The 18,582-nt window shown below is 35.3% G+C and carries 18 protein-coding genes; 3 read left to right on the top strand and 15 right to left on the bottom strand.

The genetic code is table 11. The features are described 5' to 3' along the window. Positions 1 to 30 precede the first annotated feature (30 nt). From ACICQD_RS05675 to ACICQD_RS05605, 15 genes are all read right to left on the bottom strand, one after another. Complete coding sequence (locus tag ACICQD_RS05675) at positions 31 to 285, bottom strand: phage tail assembly protein (protein ID WP_141456746.1); 255 nt, start codon at positions 283 to 285, stop codon at positions 31 to 33. Positions 286 to 319: 34 nt separating this feature from the next. Continuing rightward, positions 320 to 826, bottom strand: coding sequence for a phage major tail tube protein (locus ACICQD_RS05670; protein WP_264706158.1), 507 nt, complete (start codon positions 824 to 826; stop codon positions 320 to 322). Positions 827 to 837: 11 nt separating this feature from the next. Next, positions 838 to 2,025, bottom strand: coding sequence for a phage tail sheath subtilisin-like domain-containing protein (locus ACICQD_RS05665; RefSeq protein ID WP_353279399.1), 1,188 nt, complete (start codon positions 2,023 to 2,025; stop codon positions 838 to 840). After that, positions 2,018 to 2,569, bottom strand: coding sequence for a hypothetical protein (locus ACICQD_RS05660; RefSeq protein ID WP_264685697.1), 552 nt, complete (start codon positions 2,567 to 2,569; stop codon positions 2,018 to 2,020). Before ACICQD_RS05660 ends, ACICQD_RS05665 begins: the two co-directional genes overlap by 8 nt. A gap of 10 nt (positions 2,570 to 2,579) precedes the next feature. Further along, on the bottom strand, positions 2,580 to 4,010 hold the full coding sequence (locus ACICQD_RS05655; protein ID WP_264685696.1) for a hypothetical protein: 1,431 nt from the start codon (positions 4,008 to 4,010) through the stop codon (positions 2,580 to 2,582). Next, positions 4,007 to 4,192 (bottom strand): hypothetical protein, encoded by a 186-nt coding sequence (locus tag ACICQD_RS05650; protein WP_264685695.1) that lies wholly within the window; start codon positions 4,190 to 4,192, stop codon positions 4,007 to 4,009. The genes ACICQD_RS05655 and ACICQD_RS05650 overlap by 4 nt, the downstream gene beginning before the upstream one ends. Continuing rightward, on the bottom strand, positions 4,192 to 5,376 hold the full coding sequence (locus ACICQD_RS05645; protein WP_264685694.1) for a hypothetical protein: 1,185 nt from the start codon (positions 5,374 to 5,376) through the stop codon (positions 4,192 to 4,194). Before ACICQD_RS05645 ends, ACICQD_RS05650 begins: the two co-directional genes overlap by 1 nt. Positions 5,377 to 5,380: 4 nt before the next feature. Continuing rightward, entirely contained in the window at positions 5,381 to 7,315 is a 1,935-nt protein-coding gene (locus ACICQD_RS05640; protein WP_353279401.1) for a DUF4815 domain-containing protein, read from the bottom strand. Between the two features lie 16 nt (positions 7,316 to 7,331). Beyond that, on the bottom strand, positions 7,332 to 8,033 hold the full coding sequence (locus ACICQD_RS05635; protein WP_285535012.1) for a hypothetical protein: 702 nt from the start codon (positions 8,031 to 8,033) through the stop codon (positions 7,332 to 7,334). Between the two features lie 83 nt (positions 8,034 to 8,116). Further along, on the bottom strand, positions 8,117 to 10,165 hold the full coding sequence (locus ACICQD_RS05630; protein WP_353279403.1) for an AAA family ATPase: 2,049 nt from the start codon (positions 10,163 to 10,165) through the stop codon (positions 8,117 to 8,119). Between the two features lie 17 nt (positions 10,166 to 10,182). Beyond that, complete coding sequence (locus ACICQD_RS05625) at positions 10,183 to 11,421, bottom strand: AAA family ATPase (protein ID WP_395461736.1); 1,239 nt, start codon at positions 11,419 to 11,421, stop codon at positions 10,183 to 10,185. Further along, a complete protein-coding gene (locus ACICQD_RS05620; RefSeq protein WP_395461735.1) occupies positions 11,418 to 11,918 on the bottom strand; it encodes a hypothetical protein in 501 nt (166 codons plus the stop codon). Before ACICQD_RS05620 ends, ACICQD_RS05625 begins: the two co-directional genes overlap by 4 nt. A gap of 52 nt (positions 11,919 to 11,970) precedes the next feature. Continuing rightward, the gene (locus ACICQD_RS05615) at positions 11,971 to 12,744 is read right to left on the bottom strand and encodes an AAA family ATPase (protein ID WP_395461734.1); all 774 of its coding nucleotides are present in this window, start codon (positions 12,742 to 12,744) and stop codon (positions 11,971 to 11,973) included. Positions 12,745 to 12,755: 11 nt separating this feature from the next. Then, positions 12,756 to 13,577, bottom strand: a complete 822-nt coding sequence (locus ACICQD_RS05610) for an ATP-binding protein (RefSeq protein WP_264686979.1) — start codon at positions 13,575 to 13,577, stop codon at positions 12,756 to 12,758. 93 nt (positions 13,578 to 13,670) lie between these two features. Then, entirely contained in the window at positions 13,671 to 14,165 is a 495-nt protein-coding gene (locus ACICQD_RS05605; RefSeq protein ID WP_010962699.1) for a sigma-70 family RNA polymerase sigma factor, read from the bottom strand. A 625-nt stretch (positions 14,166 to 14,790) separates the two neighbouring features. Between ACICQD_RS05605 and ACICQD_RS05600 the strand changes: the two genes are divergently transcribed. The 3 genes from ACICQD_RS05600 to ACICQD_RS05590 all read left to right on the top strand — a co-directional run bounded on the left by ACICQD_RS05600 (position 14,791) and on the right by ACICQD_RS05590 (position 18,567). Then, positions 14,791 to 15,222 (top strand): crossover junction endodeoxyribonuclease RuvC, encoded by a 432-nt coding sequence (locus ACICQD_RS05600; protein ID WP_395461733.1) that lies wholly within the window; start codon positions 14,791 to 14,793, stop codon positions 15,220 to 15,222. A 113-nt stretch (positions 15,223 to 15,335) separates the two neighbouring features. Continuing rightward, complete coding sequence (locus ACICQD_RS05595) at positions 15,336 to 16,550, top strand: DNA modification methylase (protein ID WP_395461732.1); 1,215 nt, start codon at positions 15,336 to 15,338, stop codon at positions 16,548 to 16,550. 133 nt (positions 16,551 to 16,683) lie between these two features. Continuing rightward, positions 16,684 to 18,567, top strand: coding sequence for a hypothetical protein (locus ACICQD_RS05590; protein ID WP_395461731.1), 1,884 nt, complete (start codon positions 16,684 to 16,686; stop codon positions 18,565 to 18,567). Positions 18,568 to 18,582: the final 15 nt, after the last annotated feature.

Here is an 18,582-nt window from a genome sequence, read left to right as displayed (position 1 = left end):
AAATAGAACTGAGTAGTAATACATTATACTTTAAGTTCTCTGTTCCAGCGGCGACAAAAAATCTTTTAGTACCTTTTGTATTTCTACATAATCCTTAATACATAAATCTTCAACTACTTCTTTTGGCACAGATGCTAGATTAGCAATTAAAGCTACCTCTTTCAAAGCTTCGCCTTCTATGCGTTCTATAGCAAGTAAATCTCTTACTTTAGGTTCACGCATCGATAACTCTGAGACAGAAATTCCATCAACTGTAATTGGGTTGTTTAGTGTTATAGTGTGCATTATTGCCTCCTTAAAATAAAATTTCGAAATCTTTTCATATGCCTAAAACCGTTTGTAGCAAAGCCATCTGATCCACACCATTTATCTTTCTAATCATATTTTCAGCATCGATTTCTATTAACTCATTACCACCTATAGTAAGTTTATAGTAATGAGCAGCTACAGTACACTTCAGCGTTGCTTTTTCAGCAGGTTTCCAGTTACCAAAATCAAACTCTTTAAAAATGCCTCTTAAATTGATTATTACTGCTTCAATATCATTACTACCACTCCCTTGCATTCCACCTCTGAGTGTCAAAGAAACTGAATTCCCATTTATTAGACCAAATAGCCTAAAGAGTTCTGTATCGTATTCAGAAAAAGTGAAATCTGCTTCAAGCTTTTCCATGCCCATATCAATATTTATTGGAATATCCATACCACCAGCTCTGTACTCTTCGGTTTTTATGGTAAGCTTCGGCAAGGTTATTTCATCTATTTTTCCTGCATAACCACGACCATCTACAAATACGTTAAAATTTCTCAGTATTTTGGGTAACACTTCGCTTTCTCCTAACTTATTACACTATTATTTACAAGATGGGATCTGAATATTATTTGCTCAGCTGGATATGGCGGTGTAAACTCAAAATCAAAAGACACTTTTCCGCTTGCAATATTTGCCGGTGTATTGAGTTCGGGAGTTGCATAACATTTTCCACTGATAATTGCTCCTTGCGCTTTTAAACTTGCAAGGTAAGAATTCACCCCCTCAATCACATCATCTATATAAGTTTTTGTGATATTGCGATCAACTGCCCAGAGATGAGCTCGAAGTAGACTATCATTGATTAAATCTGCAGTCCTTCTCACTGACAGAAAAGCCCATTTTGAGTCATTTGAACATGTTCTATTTCCCCAAAGCCTATAGCCGTTTTGATGAATTATCGTTGTTACTTCATTTTCATTTAAGTGGTTTGCTCTGCAATTTGCATAACCTAAGCTAAAATCAATAGGCCTGCTTGTGCCAACAATACCATTTATCTCTTTATTTGAAGGTGAATGCCAGAAGCCTTGTTCGCTGTCTATTTTAGCTATTAAACCAGCTACAAATGGGCTTGCTGGCAAGGTTCCTTCTTTTCCTTCAATAAATACCTTAACCCAAGGGTCAACTACGTAAACTCTTGAGCTGCGCACACTTTTTCTCCATTTTATTGCTTCTTCATCATTAGTATTTGGTCCATCTGCAACAATAATTGCTCTTAATTTTTCTGCTATGGAAATTAAAGCACTCACTACTGGATTTACTCCATCTATTTCAGGTAACTGATGAGTAAACTGAGGTGCAATTAATATTCTTGGAGCAATATGAACTATGCTTTCACTACTGAGGAATGCCTCTATCCCTTGATACTCTCCAGTCTCTTTATCAACACCGCCAATTATATTTTGGATAGTTTCACTTTCTTTGAGCTTTAAATCGCTGTTTTCACTTTCTTTAACTCGAATAACTACTACTGTTGCACCAATCTGGGAAAATATTCCGTTTGTTGCAGAAGGTAAACTGCCACTCTTTCCAAGTCTTGCTGCTTCTTTTAAGCTTCCTGCAATTAACACTGGTTTATTTAGCGGAAACTTTTGCTCATCAGCTTCAGGTGCAGTACCAATTACACCTATCACTGATGATTTAGCTGTACGTACTGTCTTTGCTCCTGAGGTTACCTCAATAACATTTACTCCGTGTAAAAATTCTTCAGCCATTTCTTTGTATCTTTTGTTTAAAATCGTTTAGTAAGTTCTCTAGCTCATTTTTACTTTTGGCTTCTGCAATTTTCTTCTTGGTAATGTCTTCCAACTCTTCACATTTAATTATTTCTTTTACTGCTTTTTTTGCTTTTTCTTCAATTATTCTTGCCATTTCAATAACTGTAATACCACGGACTTTTGCTAATGGTTCTATAATTTCTGTATCCTTTTTACTTATAGACTCTGGTGCTGCTAGAATGCTTTTTGCGGCTTTTTCTTGTATTTGATACGATTTAGCTTTTTGGTGAGAATTTCCAGCGTATTCGTTAGTATAGTTATTAAAATAAAAACGAAGTGCAGAAAGTTTCGCATTTTCCAATAATTCCAGCTCAATATCTTCCTTATTCCTTTCAACAATTTTCTCTCCTTCTGTTAAACAATAACTTTTTTGCCAGTCAAAATTCTTTGGTGCTTCATACCAATCATTTCCAGTTGGCTTGTTTTCAAGTGTTGTTGTTTCAATCTGCTTGTGGTTTTCAAAACGTATATAAATAGTCACAAATTCCTCCTCATTGCCATATTTGATCAGTTCGTTCTAACCCTGGACATTGCCAACCCCTGAGCGTCCTTTCCACATCTACCTCAAGCCCTGTGGTGAGAAAATTGCTACGTATGTTATAAATCCCCCACTGAATAAATTGACCATAGTTGTGTACATAATTTGATGCAAGCATACCTTGACTAACTTGTGTTCTGGAATACAGATAAGATGATGTGTAAAGTAATATTGCAACTGTTTTTCCTGCTGGAATCTCCACATTACCAGATCCGGCTAACTTGCTATCAGAACTCATGTATTGGTAAACATTTTTCCATACTATTTTTGAAATACTTGATTTATTAGAATTAGTGTTATCAGGAATTCCCACAAATAATCCTGCTCCCCCATACTCCGTACTCGAATACGATGATCCAACAAATTCCATTGTCTTATTTATGTTCACATTGGTTGTATTTTTTACAAATACTACTCCAAGTGCAGCATACGGGTAATAGTATATCTCATCATAACTACCCGAAAAACTTTTTGTGCATAACTCTCCGTAAATAAATGTTCCTTTACTTCCCTCTATAAAACTTAGTTGTCTTGGCCGATAAAAACTAACGTAATCTGTATTGTACGTATGGCTACCTGCTAGTAGTTGTAACATATAGTCAGTTTTTGTTATATCACTACTCCACTTTCCAAGCTCTGTCGTAAAAGTTCCGTGGCCAAAATAATTATTTTTTCTGCCAAGTACACCAAATAAGAAAGGTAATGACCCTGGTTCAACCATGTTGCGCTTTCTTATTTCATTTATAAGAGACGCTTTTAACTGTTCATCCCGAGTTTTTACCTCATTCAGGATGTTTTCAATTCGAGTTTCTATTTCCCTAATAATTGATGAGCCACTTGGCACATCATTAACAGTACGGAAGTTATTCACTAAACCTTTAAGACCATCTTTATGACTGTTACTAATGCTATTTATTGCTGCAATATTGGCATTCTTTCTCGTATCAAGTAGCGATAAATTTGTTGTTCCTTTTTCATCAATTCTCTTTAATAACTGCTTCTCTGATTCAGAGATCACTGCTAAAGAACTAGCTTTTTTATTATCCAGATCAGTTAAGTGTTTTTTTGCACTATCAAGAAGTTCTTTTAGCTTACCATCAGTCATCTGTACAATTTCAGAAACTGCACTTTTGTCGACTATTGATTCCAACGCTTTAGCAAGATATGCTAATTGATCTGGAGTACTGTTTTCTGCTAAATCCTTAAGTCTTTTTTGTAGTGCATCAATTATTCCTTTTACTTCAGTCATCTGCACAACGTTGGAAATAGCTTTTTTATCTGCTATCAATTCCAGCGATTTTGCAAGATATGCCAGTTGATCAGGTGTGCTATTTGCTGCTAAATCCTTTATCCTTTGATGTAACGCTTCTATTGCTTCTTTCATTCCCAAAAATTCAAAAAAGTTTCAAATCTAAATCGTTTAAAATTATTTTTTAGTTCATCTTCTCTTTCGGTAATATCTTCATCTATTTTTTCTATAGCTCTTCGAATACGTACCACATCTTGAACTGCAATATTTTCTGGATGAGGCAGTGGATATCCTCGTTTGGTTTGGTCAACAGTCATTATGTGACAATCACTCTGAGATTTTTTACCTTAGGGCGATAAACAACCGTTCCACTTAAAACTAATTTTATCCTTGTTTCATTGCCATTAAAGTTTGTCAGCACATGAGTTCTCTCTACCCAATTTTCCCCAATAGGTTTTCCTGATGTTAAATTTACTAATTGCCAATCCACGTTTTTTTGCACATATGCTTTAACATCTGCAGTGCCAGGTATTAGCGCATCATAGGTAATTGTTATCTTAGTGTTAGCTCCTGCTGTAATGCTCCTAGTTACATAATCTCCTTTTTCCCCTATATTACCCATAACTAGCTGTAACCCAGGATATAGCACTGGACTTTTTTCTCGCCCTCCTTTTAGGCTTGCTTTTACCGTTAATTCTCCATTTATTCTTTCGCGCAGTGCAAGCGGCAAATTATCAGACAAAAAGTTTTCTCTTCCCTCTTCATCTGTTAAGATAAATTCTACATTGGTATCAAATGCTACTTTTTCAACGTTCGTCAAAACTATCAAATCCGATACATTATTCGCATTGACTTTGCCAAGATTAAAAAGGTGAAAAAGTTCGCTAAATTTTGCAGCTAGTAATCGAAACGTTAAATCTAAATTTTGATGTGGAGTCCAGGTACTTGCATTGCTCGATGAAAGTAATACTCCTACTTGATATGGCTGACTTGTTACCCAACGGCTATTTACTGCATCATACTTGCCAAGCTCTGCTATTTTTACTGCAGTATCTGCATCATCAGTAAGTAGTACTATCGCATACTCCTCTCCTGCATGGCAAAACATTGGTGACCATTCTATACGTGTTGCTGTGCCATCTATCTTTATATCTTTTGGCTCAATATAACTTTCAGCAATGACAGTCTGCGAGGGCATTCCCACTGCTGTTTCTCTAATCTGCACAACAACACGTTTTTTACCTTTATTTATAAACCATAACTCTAGACCTCCTATGTGTCTGCTCTCATTTAAAGTAAATGTTTGCGCTAAAGGATCAACTCTTCTTGCTGCGATAACTCTTCTTCTCTCTTCTATGGTAATAGTTTTTTTACCAGTGTACGTTGCTTCTCCATAGCTTCCTTTATCACCATAAAACTGTACTAATTTAGTACCTGCTGGAATATTTGCTGGGATTTTTATTTTTCCACTTATTTGTCCTTGATTGTTAACTATTAACATATTTTTATGCTATAGGTTGAATAATTATTCCGTCAAATTTTATCTCTTTAAGCTTCTCACTTGGCTCAAAACCTTCAATTTCAAAATTCTGTACTGCTTCTCTCATAAATTCAGTTTCGTATGAGGTACTTGACAGCAGCTCTGTTGTTTCTTTAACATTAAATACTCTGGTTACTGGACTTTTCCAATTCGTGGTAACCTCTGTCCAGTGGTCAATGTTTTTATTTAGAGTAATTTGTGCCGGAACTGGATCAAAAGCTTGATATGGATTGATCTTTTCTCCTTTAGTCTGTAAAAGCTGCTCCAGTACCGGTTCAAGTTTATAAGGTAAAAGATAAGGTTCTTTACCTCTTTCAACATCAATAATTTCCACATCTATAGGTAAAATTAATTCTTTGTTTACTATTGCTGCAGACTGCGAAATTCCTTGATCACGCATATCATCATCAAAGAACGGATCTACAAATACTCCTTTTTTGCTGGTAGGTTCTCTTGAATTTGCATCATTGCGTAGACGTTCCTCTGCAACCAGCGCATAAAGATCATTTATTCCTTTTTTCATTGCTTCAAGCTCATTCATCGGTACAGCATGAATAGCATTATTCACTATTTTTACCCCTTCTTTTTCTCCGTTTTTCCACGTCTGATGAATGTGGCAGAGCAAAAGTTGTCCACTAGGTGCTTTAGGAATCGATGGTCTCCAAGAATGGGAAATTCCTTTTATTCTTCTTACCACCCCTTTGCTATCGATAGTAATTAAATCATAGCGGGGCATTTTCCAGGTGTAATCAATCAAAACCAAGCTGTTATCAACTGCTCCTTTTACTTTGCATCCCTGTTCACTTATATCTTCAGGACTTACATGAGTACGACAGCGGTAAGTGATTTGATAACTACTTCCAGGAGCTGGTTCTTTACCTGGTAATGACCAATCAACGTTTCCTGCATTTAACTTATAGTCTGTACTATTTTCATAAATAACATTGCCTTGTTTAACTTGAATAATTTCAAGTACTGCAGAGTCAGGTATCGGATCAATGGCTCCTGAATATGAACCGTGAGTAACAGTAATGGTTTTTTGAATAGTGATATCTACTTTTTTGATTTCACTTATTGGAAAATCATTAACCTTCAGTTCCATTACTCTTTGGCTATTTGGCTGAAAAGTATGTGGTTCTGATTCAACTGATTTTATATCCGGATCTTCATCAAAAGAAACACGAATACTGTGAGGTAACTCAATTTCATAGCCATCAACATGAGCTTTGCCCTCATTAATCACAAATATTTTTTTTCCTCCTTCTCCCTCTTCCTTTTGCAGGAACATTACTTCAAGACCATTTACGACGTAGGAACCATTTGCTTCTTTGTCATAACGAGCAAGAGCAGTAGTTACTATATTTGCTTGTGGTGGCGGTGAATGTTCTATCAATACTCCATTTTCAATATTGTAAATTGGGTAAAATTCGCCATTTGTAGAGTTAACAGTAACACTTTCTACTTGGTATCCCCAAATGGTGGAAACTTTAAGCCTTGCAGCTCCTACTTCCTGATAGTTTCTTGTACCAACTGCAGGATCACGAAGATTTTCATCCTCAAGCTCTGTAATTGTAGATTCTAGATAATAAACACCGATACGAACTATAGTATTAAGAGGAATAACAAACTCTTCTTTTTCGACTTTTCTAACTGCACCACGAAGATAGATTTTTCCTCCCTCAAGTGTAGCTTTACCAGTTTCTCTATCTATAATACAATTGCTTCCTGTTATAACATCACCATCACGAAATATTGCATCACCTATGCCTTTAAGCTTAGAGAGAGCATACTCCTGAGTTTCGTTTAATTCTGCAGACTGTAGACCTCTTCCAGCAAGAAATAAGCTTTTCTCATATTCTTTGTCAGGATTAAAGCGGTTATAATAGGCGTTTAAAGTCATTTAATGCTAGAAAAATTCAAAAAGTTACAACAAATGAAAAAGTTTCCCTGGTTGCTGCAGTTCTGATAAGTGGTACGGTGTGTTCTAAAACTAACAAAATTCCAGGATTTTCCACGTCTTTTGGCTCGAAATATCTCTGTCCTTCAGGTAATTCTTCTTTTATTTTAGTACCAACAATAACCCCTAGCTCTCTGATTACTTGATTTGCTGCATCCGTGAAATCGAAAGTAAATTTGAGATAGAGATTATTAGTTGGTACATTTGAGGGCCTAAACCTTCCAGATGGAGTTATAAGTTCACCGTTTTCATCACCTGTGCAGAATAGCACTTCGTCTGCAGTACGTCTGCCAAGTTCATTGAGCAGTTTTTCAGAAGTTATCAGCTCTGGTGGTGTGCTTTCACTATACTCTACAGTAACTTTATCACTTACTGGAATAGAGCTATTTTCCGTAAGTTTTATTACACCAGTACTGCCATTAACTGTATAGTCAATACTTGGCTGATAAGTTGTTTGCCCTGTAAAAACCTTCACATCTTTAATAGGTTGACGATCAAAAATAGGTTGATGATCAAATTTTATTTCACCCTTAACGAAAGTTTTTTCTACTTTGTGGCTACTTTCCCAACTTGAATCACCTGTTCCCCAAGCAAGATGGATAGATTGCTTTTTGATGCTGGCTGCTATTGCTGCTCTTCCTGACTGTGTGAGTATTGACATTTTTCCCCCTATATTATATATGTACGGTGAGTTCAAAATTCGTCCGCAAAAATCAAAATATTTTTTTATATCAGAAAAATTTTTTAGGAGAATAGCTCAGCTCCACAGCTAAACTTTCCAACGCCGCGAGCAAATGGTCCGCTAGGAATGTCAAGCCATTTATCTTCTTTTGAACCAGTAGCCATTCCTTTAACCAACTTCCGTGCTTGTAACAGCTCTTGAACTATACGCTCCATTCTATCTCTTCCTATACTGTGAAACTCCTCAGGTAGTCTATGCCGCTGTTTATACACTCCTGTACTTCCTGTATGGGTAAATGGATGTCCAGAAATTGCTGCTCGTGTAATTGCAGTTATAAGATGCTGCTTTGAATCTTTTTCGTTCATATTTTTTATTCTTAATCTTTCAGTTATGTCCTCTAACAATCCTGTTTCTTCATTTCTTAAATAAGTGCGTAAAGTGCGATCAGCCAAACCGTTTGCTTTAACAATTGCTCCATAAAATAATGCGTTCTGTCTTACAGATTCTCCTATTGATTTAAAAATTGTCGGTTTAGCTGTATCTTCCACAGACCAAAAAGCGTATGAACACCTAACACCATTAACAAGAGCAGATGTACCTCTAATGGCATCACGTGCTTGCTCAACAGTCGATATAGGTTTTTCACTTTTTGGCTTTCTCATATGATGAGCAGTAATTATTGATGCTCCAGTGCTACCTGCTAAATCAGATAATAAAGACATCAAATAATCGCCTACGGCTGGGTCAGTATTTAAATCAGCGTGCACAAATGATGCAAGTGGATCAAATACGATTAATTTTAAGTTTTTTATTTTATTAAGTTGTTTTGTTATCAATTCAAATTCAGGAGAAGTCTCTATAACTTTACCTGAAACACTCTTTATGATTGTAAGTGATCCACTAACATTTGGTAATGGTACAATAAAGAGCCTATCCTTATATTTTAATCTCTCGCATTGCGAATCAAGACGCTCTAAACGACGATGTATTTCACTCATATCATCTTCTGCAGAGAATATTACCACAGATCCATGCTCAGTAACAAGTGGGCCAAAACCACATGGCTGATCTTTTCTACTCGCAACTTTCAGTGCTAAATCAAGTAGAAGCATACCTTTACCAGTGTCTCCCATTGCAGCTAGAATAGATGTCACTCCTAAAGGAAATAACCCTTCAACAAGAAACTTTTGCTCCGGTACTGGACCTATAAAACGTTCTACGCTCCATTCTTGAATATTAAGCAATTGCTTAACGATGATTTTTTTCGAGTTATTTTCAATGAATTCAGGAATATTCATCTTTTCTTCTATACCATCAGCTGAATCCCATCCCTTTGGTTTATTCTCCGGTATTTCAAGAAGAGTAAGTGATAAAACACCAAGAAAAGTAAGCTTTTTCACAACTTTCTCAGCATATTGTTTACCTGGTTCATCATTGTCTGGCCAAATAATAACATGCTTGCCCTTAAGTGGTGACCAGTCTGTTTTTTCTATTGGTGCACTTGCTCCTAACATTGCAGTTGTGGCAGTCATACCTTGCTCTATCAGAGCATCTGCACACTTTTCACCTTCAACTAAAATCACCTTATCAGATTTCATGATACCTGGAATATTATATAAAGGCCTGGTCTCTGGTAGAGTAAAACTAGACCTTTTTACATCAAAAGGAAGATATCTTTTTCCTGAATCAGTGTTATAACGATAAACTGTAACAATCACTTGATCACTTTCATCGTAATAGTTCCATGATGCCGTTGGTTGCCCCAGAGTGTTATTTTTTTCCGAATAACCAATCCACTTAGCAATATCTTCTATCGTATCAGTAAATTGATTTTTTCCAGTAACAGCAGCCCAAAGATCAAAAATATCTCCTCCTTCTTCGGTGGAAAAATCATGCCATAATCCGGCTTTACTGCCAGTTAACTCCACTATCATACTTTGTCCTTTATTGCCTTGTAGATCACCTACATAGAACTTATCACCACGAAAAGTTCCTCTTGGCAGTAAATAAGAAAGACATGACCTTATATTTGATAGGAGTTGAGTTCTTAACTGTTCTTTCTTCCCTAATAATTTATAATGTCCATTTCTTTGTGAACAATAAATATCCATACCTACCTGAAGAATTTTTATGTTCTAGCTATAACGTTAGCAGTTTTCCAACATCCATTAATCTTATTGATGAATTTTGTTGGTATAGATCTACCGTTTCTAAGTTCATATACTACTTGCAAGATATTTGTACGTTTATTGGGTTGAAATATTACTATTCCAGATGTATAAAAACTTCTTAAAGCGTTAGCACCAACGAGAGCTTGAAATGGATTCTTTTCCAATATAGAGGTAGATACTTTTTTGGTGTGATTTGTGATGATTATTCCAGCCATAGGATTAATCTTGGAACGTAGTTTTTCTATTGCATGCTGCAGACCATAGTTAACGTAATTATAAGGAGAATCAATCACAACTAAATCAAACTTTTCCTCTACCATATTTTTTATTTTTTCTATACTTTCTTCATTTAAGGTCAAATTCATCTTGTTCGTCACAACTAAGTTTTCTGTTGCTAAATGAGGAAGTTTGTTGAGTTGTTGTATACGTTCTCTAATGTAATCATATTCCATTTCGTTTTGTAGATAGAATATTTTTAGCGGTCTTGTAGGCTTCATGCCAAGAAATGATCTTCCTGCTGCCAGATGTACTAATAGAGAAAGAAGAAAATGACTTTTGCCAATCTTTGGAGTACCACCTATGACCAAAAGACCACCTGGTGTCAAAATTCTTGGGCCTATTATATCTTGTGGCATTGGTGATTTGTCATTTAAGTAATGATTTACAGAAAATGCTTTTCCTTCGTTTTGTTTTTCTTGTAATATGGAACTTCTTTCATCTTTACCGTTCAACCATGTTTCAGCAGAATCTATATTACCTTTAACTAAAGTCCAAAGGTCTATTATATTTCCTTTCTTTTCTTCGATCAGGTTGTACCAATTTCCTGCATTTTCTCCTTCCATTTCAACTATTATCTTATTTCCATTTCTACTTCCAATATAGAATTTATCTTGGTAAGATTTGCCATCAGGCAACAAATAAGATAAACAATCCTTGATGTTATTAATTAATAATGATTTTATTTTCAAAACATTTTTAGATAAAAAATCCATAAAATTCTCCTTGTTTATTCCAAATTTGTTCAACATATTTTTTAGACGTTTAAAGTCAAGATTAGCCAGCTCACAAACAGTTTCAAAAGATCGTGAGCGAATCCATTGACAAGCCTCTTTTTTAAGTTTAGGGTTTTTTCCTACTGCATCCTGAATAGCTCTAGTAATAACGGCAGCCCACAACTTTCCTTCGTCATACTTCAAAATGGCAACCAATCATCTTGAAAACTTTTTTGTAATTCTGGAGTAATAACTGTAGTAATCCTATTCTTATCTCCGTACGTATTATTAGTTTCAACGCCTACTTTTGCTGTAAACTCTAAATCGTTGAAATCAGCTATAGAGTTGATTTTTCTAGCAGTAACTGCTTTCTCTGAAGTGTAATTTGCATGAATATTTCTGGATGATTCCAAAATACTACGCAGCATAGAACGTCCAGATTCTCCCCAGATGTCTTCTTCACCTTCTGCTTTGCCATTTTTGATACCTATAATCTGAAAAATCTTGCGTTTTGCATATGGACCTTCAGTGACAGTAAATTCAGTGTTTAAATAGATGCTGCCAGTAGTGTAGTTTTTAGTGAACCAATTTTCATAACCTCCAGGCTTTATTGCCATTTTTACCTTGACTATTGTACCTTTCGGTATCAAACTGCTTCGCAGTTTCGCGTTATTAAAATCAGTTAAAAAATCTTGTAGCATACGCTCTCCTATAAGTTGACTTCAAAGTGAAAATTAGCTATTCCATTAGCTGCTAATGACCATTTATCTTATCGACAAGTTTGTTTGGCACGCGTTCACCATTGCGAAGCTCAAATACTATCTGGCGTGCACTGCTTTCTTCATCATGAGCAAACATCACCATACCAGTACTGTAAAATCCACGTAAAGATCCAGCACCACTTAGGCCTTGAAATGGATCTTCTTCGAGCATCTTTTTCGATAATTTTTTTGTATGATGAGTAAGTACAATACAAGCATCTGGATTGACAGCACTGCGTAGCTTTTCAAGAGTCTTTTGCAGAAAAAACAGCATAGCACTATTGTCATTTTCATTTCCATATTCACTGCTAAAGATGTTACGTAATGGATCTATGGCCAAAACATCAGGTTTAAAGCGTTCATTTACAATCTCCTTAATTTCACTTATTTCATCATGATTAAATGATAAGTGCACCTTTGGCGTAATGATTAAGTTGTTAGCAGCTACATTCAAAAGTTCGTTATCAAGTTGTTGCAACCGTTCTTTCATATATTCATATTCAATTTCAGTTTGCATGTAGAAGATTTTCAAAGGTCTATTTGGTGTCATACCGAGAAATGATCTACCAGCAGCCATGTAAACAAGCCAAGAGATCAAAAAGTCGCTTTTGCCAATCTTAGGAGGGCCACCAAATACTAACAAACCTCTTTTAGTTAGAATTCTTGGTGAGATTATATCCTCTGGTATTGGCGATCGATCGTCCAAGTATTCTTTCACACTGAAAAAAGGAATTTTTTGACCAATAGTTAAAAAGTTTTGTAGCATATAATAACCTCCTATATGTTGGGCGTGATAGGTTGAATTGCAAAAGCTTTAGTTTTAATTTTTGTAAGAAGTTTTCCTAGATGCGGTTCTTCAACCATATTAAGGCAACCACTTCGATCTTTAGCAGGATATCCCCAAGAATTAATCGTCTGACAGACAAATGAACGAATTTCTGTACCATCATCTTTCTTGATTCCAACCATGCTAATTACTTCATCAACAATGCCAGGAATTTCACTTGCGGTTTTAGTACCTTCACATTGAGGTAGCCAAGTCGAGCGATTGAAATCATCAAGGTATTGCCCAAGAGTTCCAACTATAATGATGTCTTTATTTGGAATATGTTGAAACTGATTGAGCCAAGCCATCATTTCTTGAGCAAGTAACCCGTAAGCAGCTCTCATATCTTGTTTTCCTGATCTTTCAGAAAAAGCTTCAGGTTGCATTTTTGCCCACAATAGACATAAACGCGAGGCTACTGTAATACTATCGATAAAAATACATCGATACTTGAGAAACTCTGAAGCAAGCTCTTTGTATTTACTGGATACATGCTCATAGTGTTTTTGGCTATATGCTGAGTCAGATTTTAACGCAGGATTAGGACCACCTATGAGACATGCAATATCTCTTGCCTCATTCCAAGTACGAATACTTACAGAATCCCCTTGCCAATCTTGAACAGCAAGTAAACCTGCCTCAAAATCAAGACAAAGTGTTGGTTCATTTATGGTCTTTAAGAGACTAGTTTTACCTATACCATAAGGACCAAAGATGACCATTTTTATACCTGTTTGAACTTTTAGCCGTTCATTGCTGTTCATTATTTTCATTTTTCTCCCAGTACCTAAATATATATGTACGATGACCTAGGCAATTCGTCCGCAATTTGCAAAAAAAAATTTTGAGCAAATATAATCGAGAGCTTATAACTTCTCTAAAACTGAGAATTTATTGCGTATTCGTTCTAGTGTGCGATAGATAGTTGTCTTCGGTATTTTGGTTATTACAGAAACTTCAGTAATAGTAAATACCTTAAGTAATTGACATAAATTACTATCTTTTTCAGACAAAGTTGAAATTATATTATTTATGTCAGTGCGAATTATCGCTTCGATTTCCGAGTTCCTATGATCTGGAATATCGTCGTTTATATCATCAAAAGTTATATTACGTTTTAGACATAACTGATTGCGTAACATATTGCGAGCACAATAATTAGCTAATCTAGCAACGAAAGTACTAAAACTACTTCTTTTCTCATCGTGCTGGTTAAGATATTGCCAAACCTGACAAAAAAGCTCTTGTTCTATATCTTCGAGACTTTCGTTAATAAAACAGCTTTTGGATTTAAGGCGCGAAGCTTGAAATCTCACATGTTTAACAATTGTAGAATCGATTCCTTGATAAGAATTCTTCATAAAAACTCCAAAAGTTTCATGAATAGAGATTTTTACCAAGACTTTGTATGACTAATTTATTATAAAAAAGTAGTAATAATTTTTTTATCTAAAAGAATAAAATCTTTAAAAATTAAAATAAGATTTAAACGTTTTGATACACTACTGAAGCTACTTTTTCATAGGTAAAAAACTACCAATTTCGTACCTAATTTCTGAGTTACTAATTAGTATTTCAGAAAGCAGTAATCGTTAAGTTATTGATAATATTGTCTTTTTTATGTTCTATTCCTAAAAGCCGTTTCTAAAGTTAAGTGGCTAAAATCGGCCAGTAAAGAGGGTTTACGGATTACTGAAGTCTTATATATATTATATATATATTTAAATACAGGTAAAATATAATATATGATAATATAATAATATAAATATTGGCGTAATATAAGTTATGTAAAATAGTTATTAAGATAAGTAAAGATGAAAAAAACTCAAATGGCAGGAAAAGAGATATGGAAATTTTTTTAATTTTTTTTCAAAATTGCGGACGAATTTGCGAGTCATCGTACATATATATTATACAGGGCATTGAACTTTAATTACACAAAGGAGTTTTTGTACGTCAATCTTAACGCTAGATCTCGGCAAGCAAATGGGCTGGGCAATTCTAACAGATGGAGTAATTAAAAGTGGAAGCAAAAGTTTTCATGGTAGTCGTTTCAGCGGAGGTGGCATGCATTTTTTGAGCTTTCGTAATTGGCTTAATTCTTTGAAGGACATTTCTGCAGTGTATTTTGAGGAAGTAAGAAGACATCTAGGAACTGATGCAGCGCATTGCTACGGTGGTTTTCTTGCCGTTCTTTCTGCTTGGTGTGAAGAACATCACGTACCATACAAAGGTGTTCCTGTAAAGACTATAAAGCGCTTTATAGCAGGCAAAGGTAATGCAAGTAAGAGTGAAGTTATTGAAGCGATACGTGAAAAAAGTTTTTCACCTAGAGATGATAATGAGGCGGATGCTTTGGCATTAATGTTCTACGTTATGGATTTTAGTAAAGATATTAATAAGACGAAAAATCCATAAAAAGCGGGTCCTTTCAGCCAGAATGGCGGGTTTGGTTGGTCAGACCCCAGGCCTTCTTTAGCGTCAGAGATATTTTGAATATTAACTTTTTAATTATTAAAGATTTAAATTATATGAATTTAGCAATCCACTATTATCCTACTCGAAACCTAGTTGAATATGAGCGTAATCCACGTAAAAATGACGATGTGGTCAACAGAATGTGTGCTTCAATCAGGGAATTCGGCTTTCGTATACCAATAGTTGCAAAAAGTGATGGCACTGTGGTTGATGGTCATTTAAGACTTAAAGCAGCAAGAAAACTTGGTATAGAAAGTATTCCTGTGGTTTTAAGTGATAATTTAAATGGACCACAAACTAAAGCTTTTCGATTACTGGCAAATCAATCAGCTAATTGGGCAAAGTGGGATGATGAGCTTTTGAAAGTAGAAATTCAAGAGTTAGAAGATTTACAGTTTGATCTTAAAATGACAGGATTTGAATTAGAAAAAGTTCAACATTTCCTTGATGATTTAGATAGTGAAAAAGAAGATCTTTCTGACTTAGCTATTGATGACAAACAAGTAACAAAACCAGGTGATCTATGGATTTTAGGTGATCATAGAATCTATTGTGGTGATAGCTCTGTAGTTGAATCATATAAAGCGCTGTTAGATGATAAAATGGCAGACATTACTGTTTGTGATCCTCCATATAACGTTGATTACGGTAGCAGTCAGGAAAGAGAAGATAAAAAAATACTAAACGATAATCAAGGTGAAAGGTACGAACTTTTTCTCTATGATATTTGCACTCATATTTTAGCATACACCAAAGGTGCAATTTACATCTGCGTATCATCATCAGAGTTTTCAACGTTGCAAAAAGCATTTGAAGAAGCAGGAGGAAAATGGTCAACATTTATCATTTGGGCAAAGAATCACTTTACGCTAGGCAGGTCTGATTATCAAAGACAATACGAAGCAATGCTCTATGGATGGAAGAGTGGCAATAAACGTGAGTGGCATGGCGGTAGAAATCAAAGTGACCTCTGGTTTTATGATAAGCCAACGCACAATACACTACATCCAACGATGAAGCCAGTAGAGCTAATGGAGAGAGCAATAGTCAACAGCAGCAGATCAGGAGACATAGTACTTGATCCATTTAGCGGTTCTGGCAGTACACTGATTGCATGTGAGAGAACAGGAAGAATTTGTAGGACAATAGAGCTAGATTCAAAATTTGTAGATGTAACCATAAAACGTTGGCAAGTGTACACAGGTAGGGAAGCAATTCTTTCTGGTGCTGGTAAAACTTTTTCAGAGATTCAAGAAGAAAAACAGTAAGAAAAAAGTGGAAAAGATAACGCAAACAGAAATTTAGTAAGCCTTGGTAGTTGTAATATTAATTTACTGGTATATACCGTATTTTAATGAGTTTAGCGTAACAAATAACTTTGGATTAAATGTGGTGTACTCAATGAATCAAGAAAAGACGTTAGCTGGAGTAGTAACGTCGCAAACAAATAATGAAGCATCGTTTTCTGAAGAAGTAGAAAATAATGTTTCAAATTCTACACTATCTGTTAAGGAGAGAATTGAATTGTTTGAAAAAGGTACGAAGCAAGAACCTGACCTGAACACTGAATGCAAACTAGCTTCTTTAAATGTGATTAGCAATAGTAGCGATAGCAGTATTACAGCAAAAATAGACGAAGCAGGTGCTGATTTTTCAGTGAGTTGTTCTTCTTTAGTATTTGATGATGGTAAAGACATAGAGGACGAATTTAATGCAGTTTGTGAGGCAAATGGAATAGAATATAACCGTCCGTATTCTCTTGATCAGCTTGAGGCAGCATCCAACACATCTTCCAACCCCAAAATAGACAATACAAAAGAAATGCAAAAAGAGGAAGAGGATAAAGAATTAGGAGATAAACCAAAGCCGTTACCTAGGAATGGAATGTTGGAGAAGGACAATATTAGAAATGTAGCTCCACCTTCACCTAGAACAGCAGAAAATCATCGGTTGAGTATTATTCAGGATATTGCACCACCAAAGCTACCACATTCTTCTTTCCAATTAAATGGAGAAAAATGTGATGAGCAAGAAGCTATAGGAGAACCTATGTATGCAACTATAGACAAAAATAAAAAATTCTCGAAAAGAGGTTTAGATGGTGAAATAAACGATCAAAGTCCGGAGATGGAAAAGTCAAATTCTGAAGAAACATCAATTAAGAAAGGATCAATTGATGAACCTGTAGATCTGAATACAAAATTTTTAAAAAAGAGTTTGGAAGGAAGTGATAGTGGAATAGACAATAGAAGTGCAGAGATGACAAGATCAAATTCTCAAGTAACAGAAATGAGTGAGTCTTGTGGCAATCAAGGATGGGAGAATATGTCATTAAATCATGATAGTCCAGTTACACTTTCAACTAGCTCATCAGAAAAAAGTAATAATGAAGAAACCCCGTTAATTAAAAAAGAAAAGAAAACAAATAGAATTTTGCCAAGAGTAAAATATGCAGTGCAGCAGAAGGAATTTATAATTTTCGGTATAGCTGCTGTTGCACTTAGCGCTTCTGCAGCTTTGGTATATCTACAGGATAAAGGACAATTTATTGCATTTTTTGCAAACAGTACCATCTATGTGACTATACCAATTCTAGCTGTTGCATTATTGGTTGCAATTAGTCCGATATTTTGTGGAATAAAGCAATTTAGAGATACTGAAGAGTGTCAAATAGGAGGAAAGAATGCGAATGAAACTTTGAATCAGGTGCTAAAGTATCAACCAAAAGATAAAGTAATAAAATCATTCAAACTTGAATACAGCAATGGTACTCATTCACATTTTACACTTAACGCTTGGAAGGGTAAGAACAACTTCATTAATATTGACGACAAAGTCATTAGTAGAAGAAATAAAGTAGAATCAGTAATCAAAGATAGGCCATTATTTACAGCATTATTAAGCAGTTTGGTTGCTGCAAATATAGTATGGCCTTTATTACTGTATGTAGAAGGTGGTATTAATAGTGTACAGAAGTTTTACCAGAACGCTTTGATTAATAACGTAGGGTTATCACTACTTATAGGCTCGAGTATACTTGCACTATCAGTGATATTCCTTGGAGTACATTACTACAGAAAAACAAATTGCACAAATCTTGTATATTGTGAGGAAAGAATTGAACCAGAAAAAGTGAATGGAAAGTTCATTGAGGAAACAAAGGAAGCAAGGACAAAAGTGCTTGAAGAAAACCATAGTAAAGATGCTAAATGCAGCAGTTTAACGCTAGAGCAAGTAGTGGTTGAATCTCATAACTACAAAGATGTAATTTATAGTATTAGTTGAAAATAGCCAAATTTC

The organism is Wolbachia endosymbiont (group A) of Therophilus tumidulus (assembly GCF_964277345.1).
GTDB lineage: Bacteria > Pseudomonadota > Alphaproteobacteria > Rickettsiales > Anaplasmataceae > Wolbachia > Wolbachia pipientis.
Note: the sequence above shows the minus strand (reverse complement) of the source record. Positions and strands in the feature narration are given on the sequence as shown.